The organism is Paenibacillus sp. 11B, assembly GCF_030487755.1.
Lineage (GTDB): Bacteria > Bacillota > Bacilli > Paenibacillales > Paenibacillaceae > Paenibacillus > Paenibacillus vandeheii.
This window is the reverse complement of sequence record NZ_JAUKNS010000004.1, coordinates 1,070,834-1,087,588: the sequence shown is the minus strand read 5'-3', so window position 1 is coordinate 1,087,588 and position 16,755 is coordinate 1,070,834. Positions and strand designations below refer to the sequence as shown.

Sequence of the window (16,755 nt, the reverse complement as noted above, 5' to 3'; positions counted from 1 at the left end):
CGGTGTCGACCTACTTTAGCCGAGTAATTTCTGCCAATATTTCATAGGAATGGAGGCGGGCCTTATGATCGTAGACCTGGGCGATTGCCATGATTTCATCGGCTTGACTTTCATCCAGAAACTTTTCCAGCTTTTCTTTTACGGTTTGAGGACTGCCGACAATCGAAGTTCCTAACTGATTCTCAAGGGCAGCTAGTTCATAGTCTCTGGCTAAATCATTAATATTATCCACTGGCGGCTGCAAGGGCACTTCCTTCCCGCGCATCAAATTCAAGAACTGCTGCTGCAAGGTTGTAGCGAGCCGCTCAGCTTCTTGATCTGTGTCGGCCGCAATGATGTTCAGCCCTACCATTGCATGCGGCTTGTCCAGTACTTTAGATGGCTTAAACGAACTGCGGTACAGCTGGATGGCCGGCAGTGTGTTATGCGGCGAGAAATGGCTTGCAAAGGCAAACGGCAGTCCAAGCTCTCCTGCCAGCTGGGCACTGTATCCGCTTGAACCCAACAGCCAAACAGGTATGTTCAATCCTTCACCCGGAATTGCTTTAACATGACGATGTCCTTGTGCCAGGGAAGGGTCAAAGTAATTCCGGAGCTCAGCCAGCTGCTCAGGGAAATCTTCTCCTGAACTTCTCAAGTCACGTCTCAATGCACGTGCGGTAAGCTGATCGGTGCCTGGTGCACGGCCCAAGCCAAGATCAATACGTCCTGGATATAAGGATTCGAGAGTGCCAAATTGCTCAGCAATAACAAGAGGCGCATGATTCGGCAGCATAATGCCGCCTGAACCTACCCGGATTTTTGATGTCCCTGCTGCAACATGGGAAATGACTACCGATGTTGCAGAGCTGGCGATAAATGGCATATTGTGATGCTCAGCGAGCCAATATCGGTTATACCCCAGCTTTTCAGCGAGCTGGGCCAGCTCCAAAGTATTGCGAAAAGAATCAGCCGGCGTACTTCCATCTGCAATTGGAGAGAGATCCAGGACCGAGAATGGAATATCCGTAATTTGTTTGGTATCCTTTTCAGGCATATGCTCATCTTCTTTCTTTAGTAAGTTCGTCGTTTCAAACACCCGGTTAATTTATTGCAGCCTGAGCCAAAATTTCATAAGAGCGCAGCCGTGCCTTATGATCAAAAATCTCTGTATGAGCCATGATTTCATCTGCGTCAGTCTTTTCTAATAACTCATGGAGCTGCTGCTTCACACCTGCAGGGTCCCCGATGATGGAAGTGAACAGCTGTTCTTCAACCGCCCTGCGTTCATTATCGTTCCAAAGCTCGTCCATATTATTAACAGGAGGCAAAATGGGCGAAGGCTGTCCGCGGGTTAACAAAAGAAATTTTTGATACATCGAAGTGGCAAGCCTTTGTGCCTCCTGTTTCTCATCAGCAGCCACCACTTGAACGGCTAACAGTACATAAGGCTCCTCCAAAAATTGAGACGGACGAAAAGAATCCCGGTACAGTTTTATGGCCTCCATCATGTTGCCTGGAGCAAAATGCCCAGCGAAAGAGAACGGCAACCCCAGTATTCCAGCCAATTGTGCACTGTAAAACGCTGAACCTAACAGCCAAATGGGCACATTTGTTTTTTCGCCGGGAATGGCGTGAAAGCTGAATGAACCATTCTTAGTGGCTGTTCCTGTACCATAAAGATAGGCGATAAGCTCCTCAAGCCGGGCATCAAATTCAGGTTCACCGGCAACCCGCTGCCGCAATACATTTGCTGTATATTGGTCGGTGCCAGGTGCCCGCCCCAATCCAAGGTCGATCCGGCCAGGGAAGAAGGTTTCTAATGTTCCAAATTGCTCAGCCACGGAAAGAGGAGAATAATGGGAAAGAAGCATTGCGCCTGATCCAATACGCATTTTTTCCGTGACAGAGGCAACTCGTCCAATTACGATCGGGGATGCGGAACTCGCCATTCCTGCCCAATTATGATGTTCAGCAAGCCAAAACCGTTTATATCCCCACTGCTCTGTTTTCTTTGCTAGATCAAGCGTGTTTTGAAGGGAAAGTTCGGCTGATCCTCCCTCGACAATTGGGGAGGGATCTAGTACGGAAAGTTCTATTTTCTTTGTCATCATTCTTCCTCCTTTAAACCATTCAATTTTTTAAAACGGGCCGGTACCTTTATGGGTTGGGAAGTAAGGTACAACAAATTCTCCAAGTTCCTGGATTACTTCCTCTGGAGGACGCCTGGAAAAATACAGAACAAACGCCAAATGATTGACGCCAATCGCTTGAAATTGATGAAGCAGATCAACTAAACGGTTTCTTCCCACGGAATAGCCTAAGGGTATGGGGACAGGCATTTCATCTGGATTTTCAGATAAATCGATGAACAAGCTTTGAGAGAAGGGTTTGAAATCTCCTGGAGCATGAACTTCCGTTAAAGCACGATAATCCTGAATAAGCTGCGCCTGTTGAGTAATGCTTCTTGGGTATTGAAGCCACCCGTCCCCATTCCTGGATATCCAATCGATAGACTGATTGCTAAATCCAGTCACCATGGTCGGAATCGAAGATACAGGCTTTGGGATTAACCTCATATCTGTACCATCGATCAGCCCGGCGTGGCTGTGAATTGTCGGCTGATCCTCTTTTAACAGCCGGTCGAGAATTTCGAAATTTTCTTTAAATAACGGACCGCTCTCTTGCTTAGATATCCCTAAAGCTGTAAAGTCTTTTTCCCTGTCCCCGGATGCCACTCCCATAATCAACCGACCTGGAAACAATTGATCGATTGATGCAGCTTCCTTCGCTACCCTGACAGGGTGGCGCAAAGGGAGAACTACACTTCCAGTCACCAACGCAATGTGCTTCGTATGGGCAGCAAGATACGTCAAATAAATCCATAAATCGTACATTTGGCCGTTATCATCAATATTCAAATTCTGCATCGTAATATCACGGAGCCATAATGAAGCAAAACCATATTTCTCCATTTTACGGGCAAGCTCCAACTGATTCTCCATCAGCGGATTTTTAGACATCCTGGCAGTTGGGAGGACAAATCCGAGTGTCATTTTGTCTTTCTGGTACATGCTGTTATAGGCACGATGATTTTGAAAACCCACCCGTGGTCCTCCTTAAAAGATCATATTTTTAAGCCTATATACTTTTCAAACTGTTTAATGGTTTCCTCATTGCGTCGATAATAAGTCCATTGTCCGATTCGTTTCATTTCCACCAGCCCGCTTTGCAATAGGATAGATAAATACTGGGAGGTAGTGGACTGCGATAGTACTACTTTGCTTTGAATATCACTAACACAAACCCCGCCATCAAAGCCTTTTTCTTTGATGACATGGGCCTGCGGGGAAAAGTTATTATCAGGTTCTTTCAACATTTGCAGAATATTTACTCTTATTTGATTTGACAGAGCCTTGAAAATTTCAACTGCCTGTTCGTCATTTATCATATTTGATTCCCGATTCAACGGTGCCCGCCCCTTTCTGATCATATTAAAATCTATTTTGCTTGGAATGAGTATAGATTAATCGAACAAAAGGATATTGATAATTTGCGATATGTCTATATTACTTTGCTTTCTACCCAAAATCAAATGTTATTCTTTAGGAGGGGCTAGGAAGCGTTGGTCCAGCAATTGGTTGAGTTTCATCTGAAGGCACTGGGGCGAAAATATGGCAAACGGCTGCAAAGGCTCCTTTATAAAAACATCCTTGGAACAATGTAATATAATTCTTATAAACTTCGGCAATTTCATTGGATATCAATCCATGGGCGTTTACGAGATGAGTTTGGCAGTCTGGTTAATTATGAAGGGATTTCATGGGGAGAACCTGGCTAAATTGAGAGCATAAACAGCTTCTTCGTCTTTAGTAAAATAATCAAAAGTTCTTTGATCGGGAGATTAAGAGGTGATGATGATTCAACTCATAAATAGGGCGGAATTTGATGGGAAGAACTCCTTATTTAATTATTTGTTCTCGATTAGCTCTTGTTGAATGTGATGCTCGTATTCGGTGAACGCTTCTGACATCACCCATCCAAGGTCGGACATCAGTGATTGATTGCGCCAGACAGATTGTCTAATTCCTTACGGCGGATAGCCATCAGGATTCTCTCCTCTGTGATCGTGAACTCGCACCGAAGAGGAATAGGGATAAAATTTTGTGCTTCCGGGCATGTTAGGAAATAACATCGAGGGGAGTGCTGTATGATGGCAAGAAGAAGGAGAAAATATGCGGTGCCAGGGGTCGAACAGGGAATGCAAGCTTTCAAAGCAGATGTAATGAAGCGCGAAGGATATACCGTAGATCCGAATCAACCAGACGATGTAAAATACGAAGTGGCGAAGGAGCTTGGTATACCTCTGTACCCAGGAAACAATGGTCAATTGACAACGGAATCAGCAGGCCATGTCGGCGGCAAAATTGGCGGTTCCATGGTTAGGGAATTGGTCCGTCTCGCTCAGGAGCAAATAGCGAACAAGGAGTAGTCCTGGACTGAAACCTCCTGAGATCGTGGGGGAAAATTGCTGAGCACTGACTTGAAATAACATCCATTGGTTTATATAACGATAATTTCCCCCTTTCCACAAGAAGGGGGTTTTGTCTTGCCTTTCATATTACACTGTCATGTCAAGAGGATGACTGTTGTGAATATCGCCGGTTTCTATTCCGCGCTAAGATACGAACGGAAGGGATGATGGACGTTATGAAGGAGCATAGCAGCAGATATGAAAGATGTTAGAGATGTAATCTGATTTAACTTTGTGAGGTTGGTGGAGTAGAAAGGGGAATCGGAATGAACGATATCACAAATAAGGCAAAATTTTTGTTACAATGTAGACTAATGCTAGCATTTAGGGACGGTGATTAACATGGGAAGAAAGCAGGCTTTTACCAAATCAGAGTTGCTTGACCAAACCAAGAGAGTGCTTCTCGAGTATGGTTATGAGGGGTTTCAACTTAAATTGTTATCGAAGAGTCTGGTTGGAGCAAGAAGTACGATTTACCAATATTATGCCAACAAAGAAGAGATAGTTGCTGCATGTATGAAACGATCCATGGAAAATGTATTACAGAAGGCGTCGGCTATTGATGAAACGGATTGCATGAATGCTCTTCAACATCTGCTAGATGTATATCTGGAGGAAGCTAATTTCCATCAATTGCTTGGATATGCTCATAAAATAAATAAAGCCAATTCTGAGGCTGCGACCAATGATCTTGAATTTGTTGAGCAAGCGCATGTGACTTTAAAAAATCAACTGGAGCGATTGTTTGTTCGTGCTCAGGAAGAGGGGCACTTGAATACAAGCATTCCACTTCCCGCTATTATAGGTGTATTTTTTAACCTGATTGAAACTCCTAATATGATGAATATTCCTACACCTCAGTGGAGTAAACTATTGTATCAAATGTGGCTAGGAGGGGCAGGAAGACGATAAGGAGCACAAATATATTTGACACGCGTGTCACATAAACCTATAATGAAAACGAGCCGGAATAGAGGTGTTTAATTTGACACGCGTGTCATTTATTTTTGTCGAGGGGAGAAGTAGCATATGTTTTTGGCATTGAAGGAATTGAGACACGGCAAGACAAGGTTTTTGATGATTGCTATCATTTTTGTGCTTATTTCTTGGCTGGTGTTTATATTGTCAGGTTTGGGAAATGGGTTATCTACGCTTGCGGCTTCGACGTTTAAGACGATGAAGGCTGATTATGTGGTTTTCGAACAAGGGTCGAAGGCTTCAATGAGTAAGTCTTTATTGTCTGATGATTTGTCAGCTAAATTAGTAGAGATGCCGAATGTAAGTGCCGTTTCACCTATGGGAACCATCATGGCATCGGCAATCAAAGGGAGTAGCAAGTTGAATGAGGATAAATTAGATATAGCGATTATTGGAATTAACCCGGGGAGCTTTCTTGAGCCGGCAATTATTGAAGGCAAGGGGCTGACATCCGATCAGATGACAAAGGTCATCGTCAATGAGACGATGAAAGACGAAGGATTTAAACTAGGGGACACCTTCCAATTAGATGGTTCGACGGAATCGTTGACGATTGTCGGCTTTGTCAAGAATCAGACGTATAACCACGTAGCAGCTGTATTTACACCTATTGAAGAGTGGCGTAAGCTTGCGTTTGCTGCACCAGGCTCGGACAAGGGAGTCAAAAACCCCGTCAATGCGATAATGCTTCAGGGTAAAGACATTGATCGGAGTACTATAAATGAACAGCTTTCGGGTACCGATACAGTTACCCGTGCCGCAGCGGTACAGGGAATGCCTGGATACAAAGAAGAGAATGGCACAATCATGATGATGCTTGCGTTTCTGCTTGCGATCTCTGCCTTTATCATTGGCGTATTCTTCTATGTATTCACGATGCAGAAGTCCAACCAGTTCGGGATTATGAAAGCGATCGGGGCCAAGAATAAATTCTTAGGTAAAGCCGTCGTCTCACAGGTGTTCGTCTTGTCGCTCTCAAGCATTATAGTTGGCGTCTTATTGACATATGGGACAGCGGCAATCATGCCCAAAAGCATGCCGTTCATACTGGATACGAAGCTGGTGTTCACGTATTCCACTGTATTGCTGGTAATCTCATTGCTTAGTTCGTTGGTATCCGTTCGCACGATTTCGAAAATTGATCCGGTTAAGGCACTTGGGAGGGTTGAGTAATGACTGAAGGGTTGCAAATAACATCAGCTTCAAAACATTACGATGAAGGATTGAATCGTATTGCGGCATTAGACCGATTGTCCATAAAAGTGGAGCCAGGTGAGTTCATCGCAGTGGTAGGTCCGTCCGGTTCTGGAAAAAGTACTTTCCTATCCGTCGCGGGTGCACTGCTTAAAGCTTCCGAGGGAGAGGTTATAATAAATGGAAAGGACATATCGAAGCTGTCAGGCAAAGAACTATCCGATATCCGATTGCATGAGATTGGTTTCATCATGCAGGCCTCGAATTTGGTTCCATACCTGAACGTTCTTGATCAGTTGCTTGTCGTGAAGCGGATGTCGGGTAAGGTTCGTGCAGCAGACAAAGCAATGGCTATAAAGTTGCTTGATGAGCTTGGTCTAGGCGCTAAGCAGAAGAGCTACCCGGAGGAGCTGTCCGGGGGCGAGAAGCAGCGTACCGCCATTGCCCGCGCGTTAATTAACGATCCTAATGTCATATTGGCGGATGAACCTACAGCAAGCTTGATACCAAACGCGCTCATGAAGTTGTCTCCTTGATTGCTCATGAGGTGAGAACACGCCACAAGGCGGCGATTATGGTCACACACGATGAGCGGCTGCTTACCTACTGCGACAAGGTATACCGGATGGAAGATGGCAAATTATCTCTAGCGGAACTGGAGTCCATCCATTAAGGACGGCAGACAGGTTATATAATAAATCCAGATCATAAGTTTTTAGGCTGAGAAGAAAACAGAATGCGGATAGTTTATTGACTTTGATCGATCGTTCGATTATATTTTGGGTATGAAAACTAAATCCGAAAGCAAAGTGGACCTTATTTATCAGGCTACGATTGAACTTCTCAATGAAAATGGCCTTTCTGAAATATCCATCTCAAAAATTGCTAAAAGAGCGAAGATCTCTTCCTCGATCATTTATTTTTATTTTGAAAGCAAAGAGGATATGCTGATCAAGTTGTATTTTTTGCTCAAGGATCAAATGCACCAGCTCATGTTTCATGGTGTAACAGAGAGTACACCCGTTAAAGTGGGGTTTGAGAAAATTCTGCGAAATTATTCAAATTACATCTTGAATAATAAGGACAGCTTTTTGTTAATGGAACAGTTTATTGGCTCACCCTTTATACGTAAAAAGTGTAAGGATCAAAATGGCGGTGTGTTTAAGCCGATGTACCCTTTGTTTGAAAGGGGAATTGAGGAAGGTTTGTTTAAGGATTTGGAAACGAATCTATTGGTTACATACTCCTGTTTACCTTTTGTCGAAATGGGAAAAGAGTATCTAAATGGGGCGTATGAGTTCAGTCCAACAAATATTGATAAAATGATTCAAATGAGCTGGGATGCTATCAAAGTATAATCAGCTCTTTTTTTACTCTAAATTGATCGATCGTTCAATATATTTTTTTGGAGTTCTTTGATCGATCGTTCGATAAATATACAAGAAGGGGGTGATTTTTATTTTTGCCGTCGAATGTTTTAGGCATGGATTCCCATAGGTTAGAAGTGATCCAAAAGAAGAAAATGTATTATTTCAAATAATAAAACAATAGATTAGGGGACCAATTTTTTCATGAAAAACTACAAATGGATTATATATTTGCTTGCATTAGGTGCAACCGTGGTCGGTACGGCCGAATCAATTATTACAGGTATTCTAGACATGGTTGCCACGGATATAAATGTCTCTATTGGCTTGGCTGGACAATTGGTGTCCATGTATTCTATAGCCTACGCGGTAGGAACGCCAATTCTGATTGCGATCACTTCAAAAACAGATCGAAAAAAGCTGCTGTTCATAGCACTTCTTACGTTCATTATCGGTAATATCATCGCTGTTCTGAGTCCTAACTTTACGATATTGATGATATCCCGTGTTATTTTGGGTGTGAGCGCTGGGGTATTCGCAGTAGTGGCTCTGGGAATTGCAGCACAAATTGCTCCTCCAGAGAAAAGAGGAAGTGCGATTGGCACGATCTTGATGGGTACGAGTCTTGCGCTCGTTGTCGGCCTTCCTATAGGAACCTTAATCGGTGAATATATGGGGTGGCGCTGGATCTTCGCAATTCTTGGAATTATCACGATCATTCCTATTATTGCGATTGTAAAAGCGCTACCTAAAATGTCTGGGCAAGAAACGATTCCTTTATCCAAGCAATTGGCTATTCTCAAAGATTTCAAAGTAATCAGCGGTATATTAGCTTCCTTATTCTTTATTACCGGCTACTCTGTTGTTTCCACGTACATTGCGCCGTTACTACGCGAAAACGCTGGCCTCAATAGCAATACAATTAGTCTCGTCTTGCTTGGCATGGGTTTAATGGCTGTTGTTGGGGCGCGTGTTGGAGGCTACGGCGCTGATAAATGGGGGATTGCTCGAACACTGATTGTCAGTCTGTTGATTCATGCTATTGCCTTGTTCTTCCTCCCGTTGGCTGCAGTTACCTTTGGAGGTGCCATGTTTATTCTTGCACTCTGGATGCTTGGAGCTTGGACAACTGCTCCTGCACAACAGTTCTATCTGGTAACTATGGCTCCTAAATCAGCCGAAATTATATTGAGCTTGAACTCATCCGCCTTCCACCTTGGTGTTGCCCTAGGTGCAGGCTTGGGCGGAGTCGTTGTAGAGCGGTTAACCTTGTCATCGATCGGCTGGGTTGGTGGTTTAATCGTCATACTTGCGACTGTATTTACAGTGATTTCTATTTTAATGGGAAAGAAAAAAGAGCATTAATTCAGCGACCCGAGGATTTGATTGAAGATTATTAGACGCAGTTTTTCCAGATTCCAGATTCCAAGGGAGAAGACATCGTACCGATTCTGGGTATAGGGCTTCCCCTTGCGTCGGGGATAAATGACGGATATAATGTGATTGATCAATTACTAACGAAAGAGGTTTGCTATGATTAGGTCAAAAGGACAGGATCGCAAGCAGGAAATCCTTGAGGCAGGCTTGGAGTTATTTGCCCAACGGGGATACTATAACACCACGACTGCCCATATCGCAGAGAAGGCCGGGATCTCTCAGCCTTATGTGTTTCGTTTCTTTCCGACGAAGGAGGAACTGTTCATCACCGTTTTGAATCGGGCGTTCGACCGGATACTCCAAACGTTTAAAAATGTCGAGTCGAGTCCGGATCAGTTGGACAACGACATGCTCAAAGCTTATGAAGAATTGTCGGCCCAATATCCCCATGAGATTGCTTTGCTGGTGATCGGTATTGGCATCACCGAAGAAGCAATTCAGGTGGCAACCAAAGAGGGGTTATCCCGCATCAGAACTTATGTCCTGAAAGAGTTTAAAGCAGCAGGCATGCCCGATGCAGAAAGAAACGCAACGATTTTTATCGCGATGGGCATGATGTGCAACATTTCGTACTTTTTGGATCTTCCCGAGCTATTTGAGTTCAACGAAAGTAAATAACCGTTCGAGGTTATTTATTTTTGAATCAAAGTAATCGATTAATCAATATCTACCTATAAAACTATTTATAGCCGGCCCCATACGGAGCAGTACGCGTGAACGTCACCGAGCCTGTCTGCGCCCACAGTGCAGCCACGCCACGGCATCAGCGGAGCCGAACGTCCGACAGGACGTCCTGGCAAGAGTGGCATAGTCATTGAGCCGTTCGTATCCGTGGCGGAGAATAGCGGTAGCCTCTCGATATGTTTTTGCTGCCCATGCTTCTGCTTACCCTCCTTAGCATTCCTCATTGGCAGAGGTCTACTGAAAAGATACTCGAACCCCAAGTGGCGGAGGGGGATTCCCCGCGACGCCTTCCGATTGCTCCAAGCTTTGCCGAGAAACAGCAAAAACCCCTTGCCATCGCTGGGATGGAAGGGGCTAATTCTACGTCTAGCGAAACCCAAAACGCTACTGACATTACGTTGTCAGTAGCGTTTTTGTATATTAGGAGCATGCGAAGAGCGCAGTGCATTGGAGATAGGGAAACCTTTTCTTCAAAATCTATTATTGAGGTGGAATTTTCATGAGCAATGTTAAATGGGAAGTAGATCCGGATCACAGCTCCGTTGAGTTTTCGGTGACGCATTTAATGATTAATCAAATCAAAGGAGTCTTTGAGCAATTCGAAGCGATCTTAAGTTTCGACCCTAACGATGTAACAACCCTAGGTGTTCAGGCTTCTATCGACACAAATAGTATCACAACTCGCCAGCGGCAACGAGATGAACATCTGAGGAGCGAAGACTTCTTTCATACGGCCAAGTATCCAGTCATTACATTTCAGAGCATCAGCTGCGCCCATACTGGCGAACGGCAATATAAACTTGCGGGCAATCTAACTCTGCATGGAGTAACAAAACCCGTCATTTTTCATACCGTTTTTGAAGGACTTAACAAAGACCCTCGTGGCCGAGAACGTGTGGGATTTCATTCAACAGCCAGTATCGAACGCAATCAATTTGGCTTGAGCTTCAACTCGCCTCTGGAAGCGGGTGGAATTGTCGTCGGAAATGAAGTAAGCATTGAGCTTTATATTGAGGCTATTAGAATAGATTAACAATTCTATAGGCTTCTTGAACACTTACTCGTCATAACTATGGCGAGTTTTTTCGTTGTGTATACCTCAGTCCTATTTCTAGTATTATTCACCTATAATTAGCACAAATGCGAATACAACTTTTTTACCAAAATATATACAAGTTGCTCGTTTACTGTCTACCATTTCGATGTTATACTCACAATATTCAAAAAGAATTTGTGAAAATATGTCGAATTGAGGCTTAATAGGATGATTATGGATAAACAAAAGGACGGCGAAACGATTATCCTCATTCCATCGCTTGAGCCAGATGAGAGACTTCTGTCCTATGTACGACAATTGCGAAAATATGGTTTGACCCATATTGTTATTGTGGACGACGGATCTGGCGAGGCATATCAGTCGATTTTCGATGAGCTGCGTGAGAGCGGGTGTGTCCTGCTGCGGCATACGGAAAATCGGGGAAAGGGAGCCGCACTCAAGACGGGATTTCAATATATCGGGCAGCAGTTCGATGCGTCCTCTTCCTTCATTGTCACTGCTGATTCAGATGGACAGCACGCTGCAGAGGATGTATATAGGCTCGCCAAAGAAGCCCGGCGCGATCCTGATGCGTTGTTTCTCGGAGTAAGGAACTTCAGCGAGGGAGGAATACCGCCGAAGTCTTTGCTGGGCAATCGGATGACGTCCTTTATTTTTGCTATGCTTTACGGGAAAAAACTATCAGATACCCAGACCGGGCTTCGTGCCTTTGGCCCCGGGCTTCTTGCCTTTATGCAAGATGTTCGTGGCACCCGGTTCGAATACGAGCTGCAGATACTCATCTCGTGTATTCAATCCGGTATTCCGATTCATACGGTGCCGATTCAAGTTATTTATGAAAATGGAAATGCTGGAACCCACTTCAAAGCGATTCAAGACAGTGCTCGGGTAATGGGTGTCTTGTTCTCCAACTTCCTGCGGTTTATTTCCTCGTCAGTTGTGAGTTCTGTTGTCGATTTGGGAATTGCATGGTTTTTGATCGACTTTTTGCGGCCCATCTTGGGTCAGCAGGATTATCTAAGAATTTTGCTCGCAACCGTGATTGCTAGAGTTATTTCCATTGTCGTCAACTATGTACTGAACAGGCACTTTGTATTCCGCAAAGAAGATAGTCAGGGCAGCCTATGGCGCTATTTGACGTTGTGCGGAGTGGTGATTGTGCTTTCCAGTACAGGGGTATATTTGTTCCATACGATTTTCTTCGTAGATGAGAAAATTGCGAAATTTGTCTGTGATGCCTTGCTGTTCCTGCTCAGTTTTCAATTGCAGCGAAGATGGGTATTTGCAGCAAGGAGGAAGCAGCTGTAGTGCAAAACGAAAAAAGGCAACATATTTTCTTTGTCATCACCATGATCCTGATGTCGATTTATTTGTTATGGCGGATGTTCTTTACATTGCCATGGGGAGAAGGTGTACTGAACGTTATCTTCGGCATTCTGCTCATTGTGGCTGAGACGGTAACCGTACTAACCACCTTTGAATTGTTTTTTCAAAAGATGCAAAAGGAACGTACGCAGCTCGACTTTCCCATCGTTCCTCCGGAATATTATCCGGATGTGGATGTGTTCATTGCCACGCATAACGAGCCGGTCGATCTGTTGTATAAAACGGTAAATGCCTGTACGTTCATGGATTATCCGGACAAGCAAAAGGTCCATATCTATATATGTGACGATGGCGGAAGACCTGAGGTGGAGGAGCTTGCAAAGCAGTTTGGCGTTGGATATCTGGGGTTCCCCGGCAACAAGGATGCCAAATCAGGTAACCTGAATAATGCCCTGAGCAAAACCTCTTCCCCACTCATTGCAACCTTTGATGCAGATATGATTCCGCAACACACCTTTCTAATGAAAACCGTCCCGTATTTCCTGCTCTCCACATTTATAGAAGAGAACGGGCAATGGCGGCTTCGCCGTGAGGATGAAATGGATAAGAAGTTCAAGCTGGGGCTGGTACAGACCCCTCAGAGCTTCTACAATCCGGATCTATTCCAGTTCAACCTCTATGCAGAGCAAGGAATTCCGAATGAACAGGATTTCTTCTCCAGAGAAGTTAACATCCTGCGTAATGCCTCCAATGCGGTAGCCTATACAGGAAGCAACACGATTATTTCCCGGCAAGGTATGGAAGACATCGGCGGTTTTCCACTGAATACGATCACCGAGGACTTTGAGACAAGTATTCGTTTACAGCAGGAAGGCTATATTACCTATGCGACTCAAGAGGTTCAAGCTGCCGGACAGACAACAACAACAGTTCCGAGCATGATTAAGCAGCGAATTCGCTGGGCCAGGGGTATTATTCAGAGCCTTCAGAATACGCGTGCTCCCCTATCCGAGAAGCTTCCTTTCTGGACGAGGGTGACCTATTTAAGCAGTTTCTTATACTGGTGGTCTTTCTTTAACCGGTTGATTTTCATTTTGGCGCCAATTTTGTTTGCCTTATTCGATTTCAAAATTGTAAATACAACCTTCTGGCAGATCTTAATATTCTGGCTTCCGTCCTATTTCTTCTACAGCGTATCGATGCGTTATCTGTCCAGCAATATTCGGAATCAGCGCTGGAGTCAGGTCATAGATACCATATTTATGCCTTATCTGATCTGGCCGGTTCTCCTCGAAACCCTGGGTATTCGCGAGAAAAAATTCAAGGTTACGAACAAAAGCAGAGCGAGCGGTCGGAAATGGATGTCTGCTCTGTTATATGCACTTCCGCATATCTTCCTGCTCCTGCTGTCGATTGCGGCTGTAATTCGGTATGTTAATGGCAAGTACGGCATCGCGCTGTTCTTCAGCAGTATCATTATTTTCTGGCTCATTCATAATATGATTGCACTGTGTTATGCACTGTTCTTCATGATCGGCCGTCGTGCGTATCGGGAGACTGAGCGGATTCGGGCACAAGAGGATGTCATGATCCATGATCAGGACACGAATCTGCGTTATCAGGCCAAGACGGTAGATGTATCCGAACAAGGTATTGCCTTCTATGTCCCGTATCCCATCTATTTACCTGAAAAGAAGACGATCTCTTTGGTCGTAAAATCCGAGCGATATGAGGCGAATCTTAATGCAGTCATTGTCTATGTAAAGCAGGACGGAGAGGGCTGGCGCTATTCTGCAACGGTTCAGCCAATCGACGAGACGGATAACCGCCAATATATGCAAATCATCTATGACCGTAAGCATTCATTGCCAGAGCAGATGAATCTGTGGGATACCGCTTACGACGATATGCTGCGTAATGTGAAAAAACGTATTGTTCAGCCGAGATCGGATCAGCGGAAAATGCCGCGACTTTCCTTGCAGCTTCCAGTCCATTTCACCAATCACGCGGGCTGTACACTGCGCAGCTTCAATTATCGTTTCTTCTCCGCCACGGGTCTCCATGGTGATATTGCGGCAGGGGCGATTGTTACTTTTCACACGAAGAGTAATATTGAAGTCATTTTGCAGCATACCGGGAAAACAACAGCCAATCGTCGCGAAGTGCTTCTCTCGGTGGAGAATATTGATGATATCGTGGAGCGTGGCTTGATTGATCAATTGCTGAGTGATTTGACCCATCCACATGCTGAGAGCTTCACCAGAGAGGGTTAGGAGAGATAAAAATGCTGTTTGTGTTTCAACTTGTGATGGGAGTTTTATTGATATTCTCCTTTATTGGTTACATGCAGTTTGTTCGAAAGGCACTATCCATACGTTGGGAGTTCATCCCTGTATTTGTGTTTTCCTCAATAGCATGTCTTGTTTTTCTTAGCGGTTTGGCAGGGCAGCTCTTCATTGGCAGCCTTGTCCTGCTTATCGTCGGATTACTATTGTATGGAAGAATGGTGTTTCTCGGAATGCGCCGAGGGGCATCCTTTCGCATTTCTTTTTCCTTATTCCAATTTTCATTTTTGGCAGGGACTTTTATTTTCTTGCTGGTACTCTTCCAAAACCAATTGACGCACTATGATAATTTTTCCCATTGGGCGATTGTTTTGAAGCAGATGCTCAGCACCGATGCTTTTCCGACACCGGATTCGAACCTGATTGATTTTAAAAATTATCCGCTAGGAACCTCGTCATTTATTTATTATGTCTGTCGCTTTATGGGACATTCCCAGTCCGTGATGCTTCTGGCACAAGGTCTGCTGATCTTTTCCTGTTTTTACGCCATGTTCGGCATCGTTTCCGAGAAGAAACGTTTTCTGCTGTACGCGTTTCTCGGACTCGGGTTATCTACATTGTCCTTCTTCAACCTTACGATTCGGATCACCAACCTGCTCGTCGATTTCTTGCTCCCCATCTATGCGCTGGCCATCCTGGCGGTGGTCTACCAGTATCGTCATAATATCAAGCGAGCATGTATTGTCGTTCTTCCGCTTGCGGGTTTGCTGACAATCATCAAAAGCACCGGTATTATTTTTGCGGCCGTCGGCCTGATCTTCCTGGTGTACACATGGCTGACTCAAGGACAAAAGTCCGGTTGGAAAAATGTACTCGCTGTGGTGGGAACGATCTGCGGGGGGCTGATTCCTTACTTCGGCTGGAGCTGGCGAATGGCGACCGTATTCCAAGGGGTAGATAACAAGTTCGATGTTGCTGCTTCCGGGATTCAATCCGGCAAAACGGCAGAGCAGATGCATGAGATTCTGTGGCTGTTCATAAAATCGAGTACGGATATTACGACACGGCCGGTCATCGGTATTATTATCTTCCAGCTTGTAGCGATTGCGGCTTCGGTATTTGCCTATGTGGTGCTCAAGAAGAAATGGAATTTGTGGAAAGCACTGATTGCGCTGGATGTCGTATTGTTGCTGTATTATGCAGGGATTCTGGCGTTGTATCTCTTCTCCATGCCGCTGGATGAGGCCATAAGACTGGCAGGTTTTGAACGTTATGCATCGAGTATCGTGGTACTGTTCGCGGGTGGACTGGTGCTGTGCGCTGCGATTGACCTGGAGCGTTCTTTCCACTATCGGATTGGTGAAGTGCCTGATTATCAAGCCTTCAAGACGGTCAAGACCAAGGGTCATTATCAAAAAGGAATTATCGGTTGTATAGCGATTGCGGCGACCATCCTTTTATCGGAATACAATGGGATCGTCTCGATTGCCAAAACCTACGATACGACCCTCCCTTATAAGATCCATGCAGTAACCGGTGATCGCTGGTATAAAGGGGGGCAGGAGGATAACAACAGATATCTGTTCTACGCCTCGGACAGGGACCAACAGGTCACGAATTATTACATGCAGTATGTCGGGAAGTATTTCTTGTATGCTCCGCATGTGGACGGAATCGTATTGTTCTATGAGGATAATATGGACAATCTTCTGAGTGGTTACGATTATCTGGTCGTCGTGGAGACGGATCGTAACGCAAAGTGGTTGCTGAAAAAGCACTATGGCATTGACATGCAGGAAGGGATCTACAAAATTACCCGTTCCGGGGAACAGATCATTCTTACGTTGACTTGAGATTTATGAAATCAACATTATAATGGACTGCTCTGGCTAGGGATAGAATGAAGAAGAGGCA

At 44.7% G+C, this 16,755-nt stretch carries 14 protein-coding genes and 1 pseudogene; 11 read left to right on the top strand and 4 right to left on the bottom strand.

Features of this window, described 5'->3' with window-relative positions; all coding sequences use genetic code 11:
* Window positions 1–10 precede the first annotated feature (10 nt).
* The 4 genes from Q0V21_RS21770 to Q0V21_RS21755 are packed head-to-tail and all read right to left on the bottom strand — an operon-like array spanning window position 11 to window position 3,430.
* Window positions 11–1,036: an LLM class flavin-dependent oxidoreductase gene (locus Q0V21_RS21770; RefSeq protein WP_301880586.1), complete on the bottom strand. Its 1,026-nt coding sequence runs from the start codon at window positions 1,034–1,036 to the stop codon at window positions 11–13.
* Window positions 1,037–1,082: 46 nt separating this feature from the next.
* Complete coding sequence (locus Q0V21_RS21765; RefSeq protein ID WP_079348369.1) at window positions 1,083–2,090, bottom strand: LLM class flavin-dependent oxidoreductase; 1,008 nt, start codon at window positions 2,088–2,090, stop codon at window positions 1,083–1,085.
* 30 nt (window positions 2,091–2,120) lie between these two features.
* Window positions 2,121–3,086, bottom strand: coding sequence for a TIGR03571 family LLM class oxidoreductase (locus tag Q0V21_RS21760; RefSeq protein WP_301880585.1), 966 nt, complete (start codon window positions 3,084–3,086; stop codon window positions 2,121–2,123).
* A gap of 20 nt (window positions 3,087–3,106) precedes the next feature.
* Window positions 3,107–3,430, bottom strand: coding sequence for an ArsR/SmtB family transcription factor (locus Q0V21_RS21755; RefSeq protein ID WP_029880819.1), 324 nt, complete (start codon window positions 3,428–3,430; stop codon window positions 3,107–3,109).
* A gap of 759 nt (window positions 3,431–4,189) precedes the next feature.
* Here Q0V21_RS21755 and Q0V21_RS21750 point away from each other — a divergent pair.
* The 11 genes and pseudogenes from Q0V21_RS21750 to Q0V21_RS21700 all read left to right on the top strand — a co-directional run bounded on the left by Q0V21_RS21750 (window position 4,190) and on the right by Q0V21_RS21700 (window position 16,694).
* Window positions 4,190–4,471 (top strand): alpha/beta-type small acid-soluble spore protein, encoded by a 282-nt coding sequence (locus Q0V21_RS21750; protein ID WP_301880584.1) that lies wholly within the window; start codon window positions 4,190–4,192, stop codon window positions 4,469–4,471.
* 384 nt (window positions 4,472–4,855) lie between these two features.
* A complete protein-coding gene (locus Q0V21_RS21745) occupies window positions 4,856–5,425 on the top strand; it encodes a TetR/AcrR family transcriptional regulator (RefSeq protein WP_301880583.1) in 570 nt (189 codons plus the stop codon).
* A gap of 117 nt (window positions 5,426–5,542) precedes the next feature.
* Window positions 5,543–6,664, top strand: a complete 1,122-nt coding sequence (locus Q0V21_RS21740) for an ABC transporter permease (protein ID WP_301880582.1) — start codon at window positions 5,543–5,545, stop codon at window positions 6,662–6,664.
* Window positions 6,664–7,358, top strand: a pseudogene (locus Q0V21_RS21735) (ABC transporter ATP-binding protein). Before Q0V21_RS21740 ends, Q0V21_RS21735 begins: the two are co-directional and overlap by 1 nt.
* Window positions 7,359–7,470: 112 nt before the next feature.
* Window positions 7,471–8,043, top strand: coding sequence for a TetR/AcrR family transcriptional regulator (locus tag Q0V21_RS21730; RefSeq protein ID WP_024629583.1), 573 nt, complete (start codon window positions 7,471–7,473; stop codon window positions 8,041–8,043).
* A gap of 213 nt (window positions 8,044–8,256) precedes the next feature.
* Window positions 8,257–9,417: an MFS transporter gene (locus Q0V21_RS21725; RefSeq protein WP_301880581.1), complete on the top strand. Its 1,161-nt coding sequence runs from the start codon at window positions 8,257–8,259 to the stop codon at window positions 9,415–9,417.
* Between the two features lie 168 nt (window positions 9,418–9,585).
* A complete protein-coding gene (locus Q0V21_RS21720; RefSeq protein ID WP_079348365.1) occupies window positions 9,586–10,107 on the top strand; it encodes a TetR/AcrR family transcriptional regulator in 522 nt (173 codons plus the stop codon).
* Between the two features lie 565 nt (window positions 10,108–10,672).
* Window positions 10,673–11,206 carry a YceI family protein gene (locus Q0V21_RS21715; protein WP_301880580.1) on the top strand — a complete coding sequence of 178 codons (534 nt, stop codon included), beginning with the start codon at window positions 10,673–10,675 and terminating at the stop codon, window positions 11,204–11,206.
* 231 nt (window positions 11,207–11,437) lie between these two features.
* Window positions 11,438–12,538, top strand: a complete 1,101-nt coding sequence (locus Q0V21_RS21710) for a bifunctional glycosyltransferase family 2/GtrA family protein (protein ID WP_301880579.1) — start codon at window positions 11,438–11,440, stop codon at window positions 12,536–12,538.
* Window positions 12,538–14,829 carry a glycosyltransferase family 2 protein gene (locus tag Q0V21_RS21705; RefSeq protein ID WP_301880578.1) on the top strand — a complete coding sequence of 764 codons (2,292 nt, stop codon included), beginning with the start codon at window positions 12,538–12,540 and terminating at the stop codon, window positions 14,827–14,829. The genes Q0V21_RS21710 and Q0V21_RS21705 overlap by 1 nt, the downstream gene beginning before the upstream one ends.
* Before the next feature lie 11 nt (window positions 14,830–14,840).
* A complete protein-coding gene (locus Q0V21_RS21700; RefSeq protein WP_301880577.1) occupies window positions 14,841–16,694 on the top strand; it encodes a hypothetical protein in 1,854 nt (617 codons plus the stop codon).
* Window positions 16,695–16,755: the final 61 nt, after the last annotated feature.